Genomic DNA, 14365 nt, shown 5'->3' on the forward strand with positions numbered 1-14365 from the left:
TGGTCAGGTACCCATCACCCAAGAAGTGACAACTACCAGAATCCGGGCTTAAAGCCCTTGGCAGTCGGGCGCAGAGTATAGACAGTTAGGTCGCTAATGACAACGCGGACACCTCGACCTTCTACCGATTGCACCATCCCCAAAAATGGCGTAAAAGGCCGCGCCGTTTTGTCGCAGGTAGCGCACTCAAACCCTTCTATTGCCTGGGTTTTCGCAAATTGACTTTCAGATTCATAACACTATAGTGGTGCGGGCCCTGCGTGGGGGGCCGACTGATGATTCCAAGCATAACTAGGAGGCCACACATGGCTGACAAAAAAGCGCAGTTGATCATCGAGGGCGCAGCCCCCGTCGAGCTGCCCGTTTTATCCGGCACCGTTGGCCCAGATGTGATCGACGTGCGGAGCCTGACTGCCACGGGCAACTTCACTTTCGACCCCGGTTTCATGTCGACCGCATCGTGCGAGTCGAAGATCACCTACATTGATGGTGACAAAGGCATCCTGCTGCACCGCGGCTATCCCATCGAACAGTTGGCTGAAAAAGCCGACTACCTGGATACCTGCTACCTGCTGCTCAACGGCGAACTGCCGGACGAAGAGCAGAAAGCGGCCTTTGTCAGCACCATCAAGAACCACACCATGGTTCACGAACAACTGAAGACTTTCTTCAACGGCTTCCGTCGTGACGCTCACCCGATGGCCGTCATGTGTGGTGTGGTTGGCGCCCTCTCCGCCTTCTACCACGACTCCCTGGACATCAAGAACCCGCAGCACCGCGACATTTCCGCGATGCGCCTGGTCGCCAAGATGCCGACCATCGCAGCCATGGTGTACAAGTACTCCAAAGGCGAGCCGATGATGTACCCGCGTAACGACCTGAGCTACGCGGAAAACTTCCTGCACATGATGTTCAACACGCCGTGCGAGACCAAGCCGATCAGCCCGGTGCTGGCCAAGGCGATGGATCGGATCTTCATCCTCCACGCCGATCACGAGCAGAACGCTTCTACTTCTACCGTGCGTCTGGCCGGCTCCTCGGGCGCCAACCCGTTCGCCTGTATCGCTGCCGGTATCGCTGCGCTCTGGGGCCCGGCCCACGGCGGCGCCAACGAAGCCGTTCTGGCCATGCTGGATGAGATTGGCGACGTGTCGAACATCGACAAGTTCATCGCCAAGGCCAAAGACAAAGACGACCCGTTCAAGCTCATGGGCTTCGGGCATCGCGTCTACAAGAACTTCGACCCACGCGCCCAGGTCATGAAGCAGACCTGCGACGAAGTACTGGCTGAGCTGGGCATCAATGACCCGCAGCTGGAACTGGCGATGAAGCTCGACGAAATCGCCCGTAACGATCCTTACTTCAAGGAACGCAACCTGTACCCGAACGTCGACTTCTACTCGGGGATCATCCTCAAGGCGATTGGTATTCCGACCAGCATGTTCACCGTGATCTTTGCCCTGGCGCGCACCGTCGGTTGGATCTCGCACTGGAAGGAAATGCTCTCCAGCCCGTACAAGATTGGCCGTCCGCGCCAGCTGTACACCGGCCCGACCAAGCGCGACATCAAGTAATTCGCTTGCGTTGAATCCGCTGTGACAAGAAAGCCCATATCCACGGATATGGGCTTTTTCATTTCTACTCCCACCGATCAGGCCTTATCATGACGCCCTGTTTATGTAGCCGGGCCGTTCATGAAATTCGCCATTGCCCTGTTTTCTTCGCCCTCCGCGCCCTCCTCCCGCCGCGCCCTGCGCTTCGCCGAAGCGGCGCTGGACGGGGGCCACGACATTGTGCGCCTGTTCTTCTATGGCGACGGTGTGCACAGTGCCTCGGGCAATGTCGTCAGCCCCCAGGATGAAACCGACGTCGCCCGCCAGTGGCGTGAATTGATCAGTACCCGGCAGCTCGATGGCGTGGTGTGTATTGCCGCAGCCCTGCGCCGGGGCGTGCTCGACGAGGCAGAGGCGCTGCGTTATCAACGCCAGGCAGCCAACCTACCGGCGCCTTGGGTGCTTTCTGGGCTCGGACAACTGCACGAGGCGGCGCAACTGGCTGATCGCGTGATTTGTTTTGGAGGCGACTGAATGAGCCGTTCGCTGCTGATCATCAGCCGCCAGGCGCCATGGAGCGGCCCCACCGCCCGCGAAGCGCTGGATATCGCCCTGGCTGGCGGCGCCTTCGATCTACCCATCGCCATGCTGTTTCTCGACGACGGCGTGCTGCAACTGGCGCCCGGCCAGAAGCCGCAAAACGTGCAGCAGAAAGACCTCACCGCCAACCTGCAGGCACTCCCAATGTTCGGCGTCGAATCGCTATATGCGTGTTCCCTGAGCCTGCAGCAACGCGGCTTGACCGATACCTCGCTGGCCGTCGAGCACCTCGATGATGCCGGCCTGCGTGATCTCATCAGCCGCTACGACCAGGTGATTACCTTCTGATGACAACCCTGCACGTTATTTCCAGCTCCCCCTTCAGCGACAACCGGCTGAGCAGCTGCCTGCGTCTGCTGGGCCACGGTGATGGCCTGCTGCTCTGCGGCGACGGCACTTATGCGGCCCAGCCCGGCACCTCGCATGCCGAAGCGTTGCGCGCCCTGGGTGAAGGTATAGCTCTGTTCGCCCTCGACGAAGACCTCGAGGCCCGTGGCTTGCCATCTGCCGATTGGCTGCAGCAGATTGACTATCCAGGCTTCGTAGCCCTCGCCGTGCGTTTCGACAAGGTCAACAGCTGGCTATGAGCACTCTGATCGTCCAAGACCGCGCCATCGAACTGGACAAGGATGGCTACCTGCTCGATCTGCAGGATTGGTCCGAAGATGTCGCCGCTGCTCTGGCCGAGCACGAAGGCTTGCTGCTGAGCGACGAACACTGGGAAATCCTCATGCTGCTGCGCGCCTTTCACGACGAATTCCAGCTATCGCCAGCCAACCGCCCGCTGATCAAATACGCAGCGCTCAAACTCGGCCCTGAAAAGGGCAACAGCCTGCATCTCAACCGCCTGTTCAATGGCACTCCTGCCAAACTCGCCGCCAAGCTGGCGGGTCTGCCCAAACCGACGAATTGCCTATGAACCTGATCACCCCAGCGGAGCACCCGTTCGCCGCCATCGTGCGCATTCTCGGCAAAGGCAAGCGCGGCGCGCGCAACCTGACCCGTGAGGAGGCCCGCGAGGCGATGGGCATGATCCTCGACGACCAGGTCGAGGATACCCAGCTAGGCGCCTTTCTGATGCTCTTGCGGCACAAGGAAGAAAGCGCCGAGGAAATGGCCGGTTTCACCGAAGCGGTTCGCGCACGCCTGGCTGCGCCGGGCATTGCCGTCGACTTCGATTGGCCCACCTATGCTGGCAAGAAACGCCATCTGCCGTGGTTCCTCCTGGCAGCCAAAGCGCTGGCCAATAGCGGCCTGCGTATCTTCATGCATGGCGGCGGCGCTCACACCGCCGGACGCCTGTACAGCGAGCAATTGCTGGAGGAGCTGGAGATTCCCCTCTGCCGCAGTTGGGATGACGTCACACGCAGCCTCGATCAGCAAAATCTGGCGTTTATGCCGCTGGGTGACTGGATGCCGCCGCTGCAGCGCATGATCGACCTGCGCAACGTGCTGGGCCTGCGTTCGCCGATCCATTCTCTGGCGCGCATCCTTAACCCGCTGGCGGCGCGCTGCGGCCTGCAGAGTATCTTCCATCCCGGCTATCAGGCGGTTCATCGCGAGGCCAGCCAGCTGCTTGGCGATCACGCCATCGTGGTCAAGGGCGACGGTGGCGAGATCGAACTCAATCCGGACGCCGTCTGCCATTTGTATGGCACGCAGCATGGCGAAAACTGGGACGAGGATTGGCCGATGCTATCCGAGCGGCGTCACGTCAAACCGGAACGCCTCGACACCGCGCACCTGGGCGCCGTATGGCGGGGAGAGGCCGAGGATGCCTACGGGCAGCTGGCAATCATCGCCACCATGGCCCTGGCACTGCGTGGCCTCGGTATGCCCCGTGAAGCGGCGTTCGACGACGCGCACAGACGCTGGCAGGCCCGCCACCTATCGAGCTAGCCGATCCTTGGCGCCCGGTTTTTATATCCTGCGTTCAGAACGGGCTGGTTACACTCCAGCCATCCGGGGCTTCCATCCCGACACGACATAGGGAGTAAAAACATGGGCTTGCTGATCGAAGGCCAGTGGCACGACCAATGGTATGACACCGGCGCCGGTGGCCGCTTCAAGCGCGAGAATGCGCAACGGCGCAACTGGATCACCGCCGACGGGTCGCCCGGTCCGTCAGGTGAAGGTGGTTTCGCTGCAGAAGCAGGCCGCTATCACCTGTATGTGTCGCTGGCCTGCCCATGGGCTCATCGCACCCTGATCCTGCGCGCCCTCAAGGGGCTCGACGAGCTGATCGACGTGTCGGTGGTCAGCTGGCTGATGCGCGAAAACGGCTGGACCTTCGATACCGAGCACGGCTCCACTGGCGATGCGTTGGATGGCTTCGACTTCCTGCACCAACGCTACACCCAGGACGACCCCGACTACACCGGCCGAGTGACCGTGCCGCTGCTGTGGGATAAAAAACAGCAGCGTATCGTCAGCAACGAGTCGGCGGAGATCATCCGCATGTTCAACTCGGCGTTCGACGAGCTGACCGGCAACCACCTGGACTTCTACCCCGAAGCGCTGCAAGCCGAGATCAATGCGCTCAACGAGCGTATCTACCCGGCCGTCAACAATGGCGTCTACCGGGCTGGCTTCGCCACCACCCAGGCAGCGTATGAGGAAGCCTTCGACGAGTTGTTTGGCGAACTGTCGGTACTGGAGACCCGGCTGGGTCAATCACGCTACCTGACGGGTGAGCACCTGACCGAAGCCGACTGGCGGCTGTTCACCACGCTGGTGCGCTTCGACGCGGTCTATCACGGCCACTTCAAATGCAACCTGCGACGCATTGCCGACTACCCGAACCTGAGCAACTGGCTGCGCGAGCTGTACCAATGGCCTGGTATCGCCGCGACCGTGGACATGTGGCACATCCAGCACCACTACTACGCCAGCCACCAGACCATCAACCCGACCGGCATCGTGCCCAAGGGCCCCGCACTGGATCTCGACAGCGCCCACGATCGTGAGCGCCTGCCAGGGCAGGACGTGTATCGCCGCGGATAGCGTATTGATACTCGACACACGAAGACCGCGTAGCCTGGATCGAGCATAGCGACACCCAGGAACTGTCCCGGGTTACGCCTGCGGCTAACCCAGGCTACGGTAAGCCAACCTCTGCCAGGCCCAGCCCACGCGAATTTGGTAGCCCGGGTCGAGCGCAGCGACACCCGGGGCCATGTGCGCGGTGTGCTGCAGCTATCTGTTTACTGCAGACGCTCCTCGTCGCGCTCGTTCAGTTGCTGCTCGTCCCAACCGCCACCCAATGCGGCAATCAACTGTACGCTGGCCGTCAGGCGGCTGCCCAGCAGCGTCAGCGCGCTGCGCTCGTTGCTCAATGCGGTGGCCTGCACATTGACCACGCTGTTGTAGTCCACCGTACCGGCGCGGTACTGGTTCTCGATCAGACGCAGGGACTCACGCGCGGCATCCAATGCCTGCGATTGCACCTCGGCCTCGCGGCCGAGCACACGCTGCTGCACCAGGTAGTCCTCAACCTCGCGGAAGCTGTCGAGCACCGCCTGGCGATACTGCGCAACGGTCTGATCATAGGCCGCTTCGACGCGCTCGCTCTCAGCGCTGCGGCGCCCGCCATCGAACAGCGTCAGCGCCAGCTGCGGCCCCACCGACCAGAAGCGATTGGGCAGATTGATCCAGTCGGCGAAGCTGCTGCCGCGGTAACCACCGCTCGCAGAGAGCGTGAGATCCGGGAACCAGGCGGCCTTGGCCACGCCGATCTCGGCATTCGCAGCGATCACCCGGCGCTCGGCAGCCGCCACATCCGGGCGACGCTCCAGCAGCTGCGACGGCACATTCGCCGGCACTTGCGGCAGCGTCGGCAAGCTTTCCCGACGGGCGATGCTGACTTCGCTGGGCGGCACGCCGATCAACACGGCGATGGCATGCTCGAGCTGCGCGCGCTGCCACTGCAGATCTATCGCCTGGGCCTCGGTACTGCGCAGTTGAGTCAGTGCCTGGGCGACATCCGAGCGCGGCACGATGCCGGCGCGGTACTGGTTTTCGGTCAGCTTGAGCGCACGCTGATAGGCCACCACCGTGGCATCGAGCAATCGTTGCTGTTCATCCAGCACGCGCAACTGCAGATAACTCTGCACCAGCTCCGATTGCAGACTCAGCCGCATCGCGGCAAGGTCGGCAGCGCTCGCCTCGAAGGCTGCGCGGTTGGACTCCAGACCGCGGCGCAGCTTGCCCCACACATCCAGTTCCCAGCTCGCGTTGAGGCTCAAGTCGTAATTCTTGGAAATGCTCGCCGAGTTGGAGCCGCCAATAGCGATGCCATCGGAGGTACGCAGCGTGCCCTCGCCGCCGCCCTGCCCGGCGCGAGTCATGCCGGCGCTGGTCGACAGCGTCGGGAAAAACGCGGCACGGCCGCTGCGTAACAACGCGCGAGCCTGGCGGTACTGGGCCTCGGAGGCGGCCAGGTTCTGGTTGGACACGTTCAACCGACCGACCAGCGCGTTCAGCTCGCCGTCGCCGTACAGCTCCCACCAAGTGCCGCGTTCCAGCGCATCGGCAGGCACCGCGGCCTTCCAGCCCTCGGCCTGTTTGAACTGAGCAGGCGTGGTGATATCCGGGCGTTGGTAATCCGGGCCGAGGGCGCAGCCGGCCAATGCGACGCTGAGCGCCAACAGGCCGAGGGTGCGGCGGGTTGCATGAGTCATAAAGGCGTTTCCAAAGCAGCATCGGTGCGCACGCCACGCCAGCGGTTGACCCGGTGGCGCAGGCGGTCGAGATAGAGGTAGACCACCGGAGTGGTGTAAAGCGTGAGCAGTTGGCTGAGAATCAGCCCGCCGACAATGGTGATACCCAGCGGCTGACGCATTTCCGAGCCTTCGGCGCTGCCGAGCATTAATGGCAAGGCGCCGAGCAGGGCCGCCAGGGTGGTCATCATAATCGGCCGGAAGCGCAGCAGGCAGGCGCGGCGAATGGAGTCCGCTGGGCTCATGTGCTCGTTGCGCTCAAGCTGCAGCGCCAGGTCGATCATCAGGATGGCGTTCTTCTTCACCACGCCGATGAGCAGGAACAAACCGAGCAGCGAGATCAGGCTGAACTCGGTGTTGAGCAGCTGCAGCGCAAGCAAGGCGCCGACGCCAGCCGAAGGCAGCGTGGAGAGAATGGTCAATGGATGCACGTAGCTCTCGTAGAGAATGCCAAGCACGATGTACACCACCACCAGCGACATCAGGATCATCCACGGCTGATTCTGCTGGGTCTTTTGAAACGCTGCGCCGGTTCCGCCCAGCGTACCCTGCACCTCGGTGGGCAGGCCGATACGCGCCACGGCACGATCAATGGCCTGGGTGGCCTGATCGAGACTGACGCCCTCAGCCAGGGAGAAACCGATGTTCTCCACCGCGAACTGCCCCTGGTGGCTGATGCGGTCGTCCTCGAGGCTACGCTCCCAATGCGCGATTGCCGACAACGGCACCCGTGCACCGTCGGCGGTGATCAGCTGGATCTGTGCCAACGCCTCAGGGCTTTGGGCGTAGCGCGGATTGATTTCCATGACCACGCTGTACTGGTTGAGGCTGTCGTAGATGGTGGAAATCTGCCGCTGGCTGAAGGCATTGTTGAGCACCCCGGTGACCAGGCTCATGTCGATGCCAAGGCGCTTGGCTTCGTCACGGTCGACCACCAGGCGAATCTGCGGCGCACCGCCGTCTTCGGTAGCATCGATATCGGTCAGTTCCGGCAGCGCGCGCAGGGCCTCGCGTACCTTCGGCAGCCACTCGCGCAATGCGTCGAGGTCGCCGGACAGCAGCATGTATTCGTTTTCCGAACTGCGCCCCTGGCGCCCGCCAACCTGCAAGTCCTGATCGGGCATCAGGAACATCCGACCACCAGGGATCTTCGGTGCGTTCTTGCGCAGGCGGTCGATCACCTGCTGCGCCGACAAATCACGCTCGTTGAGCGGTTTCAGGCGCACGATCATGATCGCGTTGTTGATCCCGCTACTGCCACCAATGAAGCCGGCCACGCTGTCCACCGCCGGGTCGGCCAGGATCGAGCGACGATAGGCTTCCATCTTCGGCTGCATGACCTGAAACGACAGGCCGTTGTCGCCCCGGATAAAACCCATCAGCTGACCGGTGTCCTGCTGCGGCATGAAGGTTTTGGGAATGCTCACGAACAGGAATACGTTCAGGGCGATGGTCGCGAACAGGCTAATCAGCATCAGCAGCGAATGGCGCAGCGCCCAGTCCAGGCTGGTCGCATAGGCGCGCATGATGCGGGCACCCGCAGCCTGCAGCCGCCCAGGCTGCTTATCTTCGCGCTCCGGTTCGGGCTTCAGCCAGCGTGCGCAGAGCATTGGCGTGAGCGTCAGCGATACCAGCAGGGAAATGACGATGGCCACCGCCAGGGTGATGGAGAACTCGCGAAACAGGCGCTCCACCAGGCCACCCATGAACAGGATGGAAAGAAATACCGCGACCAGCGACACGTTCATCGACAGCAGCGTGAAGCCGACCTCGCGCGAGCCCTTGAAGGCTGCGGCCATCGGCGTTTCGCCTGCTTCGATGTGTCGGGAAATGTTCTCCAGCACGACGATGGCATCGTCCACCACCAGGCCGGTGGCGATGATCAGCGCCATCAGCGACAAGTTGTTCAGCGAGAAACCCAGCAGGTACATCGCCGCGAACGAGCCGACCAACGACACCGGCACGGCCAGCGCGGGAATCAGCGCCGCGCGCCAGCGACCGAGGAAAGCGAACACCACGAGGATCACCAGGGCGACGGCGATCAGCAGGGTGTGCTCGGCTTCCTTGAGGGTGGCGCGGATCACCGGGGAGCGGTCCATCGCCACTTCGAGATTAGCGCTGGCCGGAATTACCCCGCGCAGCTCAGGCAGCAGCGCGCGGATACCGGCCACGGTTTCGATGATGTTCGCCCCGCTCTGCCGGTTCACCACCACCAGCACGGCCTGCTTGTCGTTGTAGAAACCACTGTTGTAGCGGTCCTGCACGCCATCGGTAACCTGCGCGACATCACCAAGGCGTATTGCCGCGCCGTCCTGATAACGGATGATCATCGGCACGTAGTCGGCGGCGCGCTCCAGCTGGTCGTTGGCCTGCACCTGCCAGTGACGATGCTCGTCCTCGACGGCGCCCTTGGGCCGCTTGGCGTTGGCCGCGGCGATGGTCGCGCGTACGTCATCGAGCGCCACACCGTACTGATCAAGCAGACGCGGCTCCAGTGCCACGCGCACGGCGGGCAGCGAGCTGCCGCCAATCTGTACTTCACCGACACCGGTCACCTGGGACAGCTTCTGGCCGACGATGGTCGAGGCCACGTCGTACAGCTGGCCCTTGTCGAGCACCGTCGAAGTCAGCGAGAGCACCATGATCGGCGCTTGGGAGGGGTTGATCTTGCGGTAGGTGGGCATGCTGCGCATGCCGCTGGGCAGCAGCTCGCGGGAGGCATTGATCGCCGCCTGCACCTCGCGGGCGGCGGCATTGATGTCGCGGTCCAGATCGAACTCGATCATGATCCGCGTGCTGCCCTGGCTGCTGTTGCTGTTCATCTGGCTGACGCCAGCGATGGCGCCCAGCGAACGCTCCAGCGGCGTGGCCACCGTGGCCGCCATCACCTGCGGGCTGGCACCGGGCAGGCTGGCTTGCACGGTGATCACCGGGAAATCCATGTTCGGCAGCGGTGCTACCGGCAACAGGCCAAAGCTGACGCCGCCGAGGAGCATGATCGCCAGACTGAGCAGCAGCGTCGCCACCGGACGGCGAATAAAGGGTGCCGACAGGTTCATGCGCCCGGGCCCCGCACGATGGCCGCCATGCAAAGCACCCTCATGCTGGTACGCCAGCAGCGCTGCGGCCACTGACGCGGCGCGCCAGGCGGTCGAAATACAGGTAGATCACCGGCGTGGTAAACAGCGTGAGCACCTGGCTGAGCAGCAGCCCGCCGACCATCACGATACCCAGCGGCTGGCGCAGCTCGGCACCGGAGCCGGAAGCGAGCATCAACGGTATGGCGCCGAACAGCGCAGCCAGGGTGGTCATCAGGATCGGGCGGAAGCGCAACAGCGCCGCCTGGTAGATCGCGTCGTGGGGTGTCATACCTTGGTGCCGCTCAGCCTCCAGGGCGAAGTCGATCATCATGATCGCGTTCTTCTTGACGATGCCAATCAGCAGAATGATACCGATGATCGCGATCAATCCCAGGTCGTTGCCGGTCAGCAGCAGCGCCAGCAACGCGCCGACCCCGGCCGACGGCAGCGTGGAGAGGATGGTGATCGGGTGGATGTAGCTCTCGTAAAGCACGCCGAGCACGATGTACATGGTGACGATGGCCGCCAGGATCAGCAGCAGCGTGGACGACAGCGAGGCGCGGAACGCCTCGGCGGCGCCCTGGAAGTTCACCTGCACGCTGACCGGCATCTCGATTTCCTGTTGCACGCGCTCGATCGTTGCCACCGCATCGCCGAGGGCAACGCCAGGGCTGAGGTTGAACGACAGCGTGGCCGCCGGGAATTGACCGATATGGTTGATCAACAGGCTCGCCGCCCGTTCCTCGACCTGGGCCAGGGACGACAGCGGCACCTGCCCACCCTCGGCGGTGGCAACATGGATCTGCCGCAACGCTGCCGGGCCGATACTGCCGCCATTGGCACTTTCCAGCACCACCCGGTATTGGCTCGCCTGGGTGTAAATGGTGGAAATCTGCCGCTGGCCGAAGGCGTCATACAGCGCATCGTCGATGGCCGATACGCTGACGCCAAGGCGCCCGGCCATGTCGCGATCAATCTTCAGGTACGCCTGCAGCCCGCGGCTCTGCAGATCGCTGGTCACGTCAGTGAGCTCAGGCTGCTGGCGCAGCGCCTCGACCAGCTTGGCGGACCAGGTTTCCAGCATCTCGGGGTCGGGCGACTCGACGCTGAACTGGAACTGGGTGCGGCTGACCCGATCCTCGATGCTCAAATCCTGCACCGGCTGCAGGAACAGCTCGATGCCACTGAGCTTGGCCAGCTCCGGACGCAGCCGGTCGATAACCTCGGCGGCGCTGAGGTCGCGCTCGGCATGCGGCTTGAGGTTGATCAGCATGCGCCCGCTGTTGAGCGTCGGGTTGTCGCCGTCCACGCCGATGTAGGAGGACAGACTGACCACCGCCGGATCCTTGAGAATCACGTCGGCCAGGCGCTGCTGGCGCTCGCTCATCGCCGAGAAGGAGATCGACTGCGGCGCCTCGGAAATGCCCTGGATCACCCCGGTGTCCTGCACCGGAAAGAAGCCCTTGGGCACCGCCAGGTAGAGCACCACGGTCAACGCCATGGTGCCGATAGCCACCAGCAGGGTCAGCGGTTGATGGCGCAACACCCAGCGCAAGCCGACCGAATAGCGCTCGATCACGCGGTCGATCACTGCGCCACTGGCCTTGTAGAAACGCCCCTGCTCGGCTTCCGGCTCGTGCCTGAGCAGGCGCGCGCACATCATCGGCGTCAGCGTCAGGGAAATCACCAGGGAGATGAGGATCGCCACAGCAAGGGTGATGGCGAATTCGCGGAACAGCCGCCCCACCACGTCAGCCATGAACAGCAGCGGAATCAGCACGGCGATCAGCGACAGGGTCAGCGACACCAGCGTGAAGCCGATCTGCCTGGCGCCCTTGAGCGCAGCATTGAGCGGCGTTTCGCCCTCTTCGAGGTGGCGGGCGATGTTCTCCAGCATGACGATGGCATCGTCCACCACGAAACCGGTGGCGATGGTCAGCGCCATCAGCGTCAGGTTGTTGACCGTGAAGCCGGCCAGGTACATCACGCCGAAGGTGCCGATCAGCGACAACGGCACCACCACCGAAGGAATCAGCGTTGCCGAGACCTTGCGCAGAAACAGGAAGGTCACCAACACCACCAGGGCGATGGCCAGCATCAGCTCATGCTGCACGTCGCGCACGGCGGCGCGAATGGTCTGGGTGCGGTCGGTAAGCACCGTAACCTCGACGCTGGCCGGCAGGCCCTGGGTGAGGTTTGGCAGCAGCGTCTGGATGCGGTCCACCACGTCAATGACGTTCGCGCCAGGCTGACGCTGCACGTTGACCAGCACCGCCGCATTGCGATTGGCCCAGGCGGCGAGCCGCTGGTTCTCCGCGCCATCGACAATGGAAGCGACATCACGCAGGCGCAACGCACCGCCGTTGGCGTAGGTGAGGATCAGGTTGCGGTATTCGTCGGCAGAGCGCAGCTGGTCATTGGCGTCGAGCTGGCTGACGCGGGTCGGGCCGTCAAAGTTGCCCTTGGGCTGATTGACGTTGCTGGCGGTGATCAGCGTGCGCACGTCCGAGAGGTTCAGGCCATACGCTGCCAGGGCTTCAGGATTGACGCGGATACGTACTGCGGGACGTTGGCCGCCAGCCAGCGACACCAGGCCCACACCGGTAGTTTGCGCCAACTTTTGCGCCAGGCGCGTATCGACCAGGTCATTGACCTCGGGTAACGGCAGTTCCGTGGAGGTGATGGCCAGGGTCAGCACCGGCGTATCGGCCGGGTTGACCTTGTTGTACACCGGCGGTGCCGGCAAATCGTTGGGCAACAGGTTGGTGGCACCATTGATCGCCGCCTGTACTTCCTGCTCGGCCACATCCAGCTCAACCTCGAGGTTGAAGCGCAGGGTGATCACCGACGCACCGCCAGAGCTGGTCGAGGACATCTGCTGCAGCCCGGCCATCTGCCCGAACTGGCGCTCCAACGGCGCGGTCACTGCGCTGGTCATCACATCGGGACTGGCGCCGGGATACAGGGTCATCACCCGAATGGTCGGGTAATCGACTTCAGGCAATGCCGAGACCGGCAGCAACCGATAGGCGATCACACCGCTCAGGAAGATCGCCAGCATGATCAGCGTGGTGGCGACCGGGCGCAGAATGAACAGGCGGGAGACGTTCATGAAGCGCTACGCACCCGCGGTGCTGCTTCCTCGGTGGGAGACGGTTCAAGCACGCCCTCGCCGATCACCTCGACCTTGTTGCCGTCACGCAAACGATCGGTGCCTTCGACCACAACCCGTTCGTTGGCAGCAACGCCCTCTTCGATCACCGTGAACTCGCCGTCACTGGGGCCGACCTTGACCGCACGAACCTGAACCTTGTCTTCTGCATCGATGGCATACACGAACGTGCCCTTCGCGCCGAACTGCAGCGCCGCGACCGGCACGAGCAAGGCGCTCTCGCGAACCGACACCTGCAGGCGGGTATTGACGAACTGGTTGGGGAAAAGCATTTCCTCGGCGTTTTCGAAGCGCGCCTTGAGCTTGACGGTGCCGGTCGTCGTGTCGATCTGGTTGTCGAGGCTCTCCAGCACGCCGTCCGCCAGCTTGTTGGTCTCGCCGCGATCCCAGGCCTGTACCACCAGTTCTCGATCATTGCGCACCTGCGCCAGCACGGCGGGCAGCTCGGCTTCGGGCAACGTGAAGGTGACGGCAATCGGCAGTGTCTGAGTGATCACCACGATGGGATCGGTGTCGCCGGAACTGACCAGGTTGCCCTGGTCGACCTGACGGATGCCCAGGCGGCCGTCGATCGGCGCGCGCACCTTGGTGAAGTCCAGGTTGAGCTTGGCCTCGGCCACCGCGCCCTGGTCGCTCTGCAGCGTGCCGCGGTATTGGTTGACCAGCGCTTCCTGGGTATCCAGGGTCTGCCGGGCAATGGAATCCTCGGCGAACAGCCCGCGATACAAAGCGAGGTCTTTTTCAGCGGCGCGCAACTGTGACTGATTTTGCTGCAGCGTGCCCTGTGCCTGCTGCAGGGCGATCTCGTACGGTCGTGGGTCGATCTGCGCCAATACGTCGCCAGCCTTTACTGGTTGCCCGTCCTTGAAGAGGATCTTCACCAGCTGACCATCCACACGCGGGCGCACGTTGGCCGTGTTGTAGGCAGTCACTGTACCCAGGGCTTTTAGGACGATAGGAAAATCACGCGACTCCACGTGAGCGATGCGCACCGGCACGTTATTGAACCCCCAGCCCATGTCACCCTGAGGCTCAGGCTTGGCCGGCCAGAACCACCAGATCAGCACAATGACGACTGCCAGCAGAAGCACACCGATGAACCACTGACGTTTAGAGGATGGGTTGCTGCGCGTTGTGTTTACTTCGGACATGGGCCAATCGCTTCCTGGAGGAGCGTGAACGATAAGCACTGTCTGGCCCGAAGCAAAGCCTCTTTACGGGCAATTTACCTCCACGGACGTT

The 14365-nt window shown here is 63.0% G+C and carries 11 protein-coding genes; 7 read left to right on the top strand and 4 right to left on the bottom strand.

What is annotated here, in order from left to right; all coding sequences use genetic code 11:
* Positions 1-305 precede the first annotated feature (305 nt).
* The 7 genes from gltA to BLS60_RS15275 all read left to right on the top strand — a co-directional run bounded on the left by gltA (position 306) and on the right by BLS60_RS15275 (position 5156).
* A complete protein-coding gene (gltA, locus tag BLS60_RS15245; RefSeq protein WP_042553721.1) occupies positions 306-1574 on the top strand; it encodes a citrate synthase in 1269 nt (422 codons plus the stop codon).
* A 120-nt stretch (positions 1575-1694) separates the two neighbouring features.
* Positions 1695-2087 carry a sulfurtransferase complex subunit TusD gene (gene tusD / locus BLS60_RS15250; protein WP_092369621.1) on the top strand — a complete coding sequence of 131 codons (393 nt, stop codon included), beginning with the start codon at positions 1695-1697 and terminating at the stop codon, positions 2085-2087.
* Complete coding sequence (gene tusC, locus BLS60_RS15255) at positions 2088-2441, top strand: sulfurtransferase complex subunit TusC (protein WP_092369624.1); 354 nt, start codon at positions 2088-2090, stop codon at positions 2439-2441.
* Entirely contained in the window at positions 2441-2740 is a 300-nt protein-coding gene (gene tusB, locus BLS60_RS15260) for a sulfurtransferase complex subunit TusB (protein ID WP_070883120.1), read from the top strand. The genes tusC and tusB overlap by 1 nt, the downstream gene beginning before the upstream one ends.
* Entirely contained in the window at positions 2737-3072 is a 336-nt protein-coding gene (locus BLS60_RS15265; RefSeq protein ID WP_070883119.1) for a TusE/DsrC/DsvC family sulfur relay protein, read from the top strand. Before tusB ends, BLS60_RS15265 begins: the two co-directional genes overlap by 4 nt.
* Positions 3069-4052 (top strand): glycosyl transferase family protein, encoded by a 984-nt coding sequence (locus BLS60_RS15270; RefSeq protein ID WP_070883118.1) that lies wholly within the window; start codon positions 3069-3071, stop codon positions 4050-4052. The genes BLS60_RS15265 and BLS60_RS15270 overlap by 4 nt, the downstream gene beginning before the upstream one ends.
* Before the next feature lie 102 nt (positions 4053-4154).
* Complete coding sequence (locus BLS60_RS15275) at positions 4155-5156, top strand: glutathione S-transferase family protein (RefSeq protein ID WP_092369627.1); 1002 nt, start codon at positions 4155-4157, stop codon at positions 5154-5156.
* Positions 5157-5356: 200 nt separating this feature from the next.
* Here the strand turns inward: BLS60_RS15275 and BLS60_RS15280 are convergent, their stop codons facing one another.
* From BLS60_RS15280 to BLS60_RS15295, 4 genes are read right to left on the bottom strand one after another with little or no spacing between them, the layout of a single operon-like run.
* Positions 5357-6832 carry an efflux transporter outer membrane subunit gene (locus tag BLS60_RS15280; RefSeq protein WP_092369630.1) on the bottom strand — a complete coding sequence of 492 codons (1476 nt, stop codon included), beginning with the start codon at positions 6830-6832 and terminating at the stop codon, positions 5357-5359.
* Positions 6829-9930, bottom strand: a complete 3102-nt coding sequence (locus BLS60_RS15285) for an efflux RND transporter permease subunit (RefSeq protein ID WP_092369980.1) — start codon at positions 9928-9930, stop codon at positions 6829-6831. The genes BLS60_RS15280 and BLS60_RS15285 overlap by 4 nt, the downstream gene beginning before the upstream one ends.
* A 40-nt stretch (positions 9931-9970) precedes the next feature.
* Entirely contained in the window at positions 9971-13063 is a 3093-nt protein-coding gene (locus BLS60_RS15290) for an MdtB/MuxB family multidrug efflux RND transporter permease subunit (protein WP_092369632.1), read from the bottom strand.
* A complete protein-coding gene (locus BLS60_RS15295) occupies positions 13060-14274 on the bottom strand; it encodes an MdtA/MuxA family multidrug efflux RND transporter periplasmic adaptor subunit (RefSeq protein WP_092369635.1) in 1215 nt (404 codons plus the stop codon). Before BLS60_RS15295 ends, BLS60_RS15290 begins: the two co-directional genes overlap by 4 nt.
* Positions 14275-14365 lie beyond the last annotated feature (91 nt).

It is taken from the genome of Phytopseudomonas seleniipraecipitans (assembly GCF_900102335.1).
Taxonomy (GTDB): Bacteria; Pseudomonadota; Gammaproteobacteria; order Pseudomonadales; family Pseudomonadaceae; genus Aquipseudomonas; species Aquipseudomonas seleniipraecipitans.

Excerpts from the sequence above, each read along its gene's own strand:
- BLS60_RS15285 (WP_092369980.1), bottom strand. The coding sequence starts at position 9,930 with ATGAACCTGTCGGCACCCTTTATTCGCCGTCCGGTGGCGACGCTGCTG.
- tusC (WP_092369624.1), top strand. The coding sequence starts at position 2,088 with ATGAGCCGTTCGCTGCTGATCATCAGCCGCCAGGCGCCATGGAGCGGC.
- BLS60_RS15290 (WP_092369632.1), bottom strand. The coding sequence starts at position 13,063 with ATGAACGTCTCCCGCCTGTTCATTCTGCGCCCGGTCGCCACCACGCTG.
- gltA (WP_042553721.1), top strand. The coding sequence starts at position 306 with ATGGCTGACAAAAAAGCGCAGTTGATCATCGAGGGCGCAGCCCCCGTC.
- tusB (WP_070883120.1), top strand. The coding sequence starts at position 2,441 with ATGACAACCCTGCACGTTATTTCCAGCTCCCCCTTCAGCGACAACCGG.
- BLS60_RS15275 (WP_092369627.1), top strand. The coding sequence starts at position 4,155 with ATGGGCTTGCTGATCGAAGGCCAGTGGCACGACCAATGGTATGACACC.
- BLS60_RS15295 (WP_092369635.1), bottom strand. The coding sequence starts at position 14,274 with ATGTCCGAAGTAAACACAACGCGCAGCAACCCATCCTCTAAACGTCAG.
- BLS60_RS15280 (WP_092369630.1), bottom strand. The coding sequence starts at position 6,832 with ATGACTCATGCAACCCGCCGCACCCTCGGCCTGTTGGCGCTCAGCGTC.
- tusD (WP_092369621.1), top strand. The coding sequence starts at position 1,695 with ATGAAATTCGCCATTGCCCTGTTTTCTTCGCCCTCCGCGCCCTCCTCC.
- BLS60_RS15270 (WP_070883118.1), top strand. The coding sequence starts at position 3,069 with ATGAACCTGATCACCCCAGCGGAGCACCCGTTCGCCGCCATCGTGCGC.
- BLS60_RS15265 (WP_070883119.1), top strand. The coding sequence starts at position 2,737 with ATGAGCACTCTGATCGTCCAAGACCGCGCCATCGAACTGGACAAGGAT.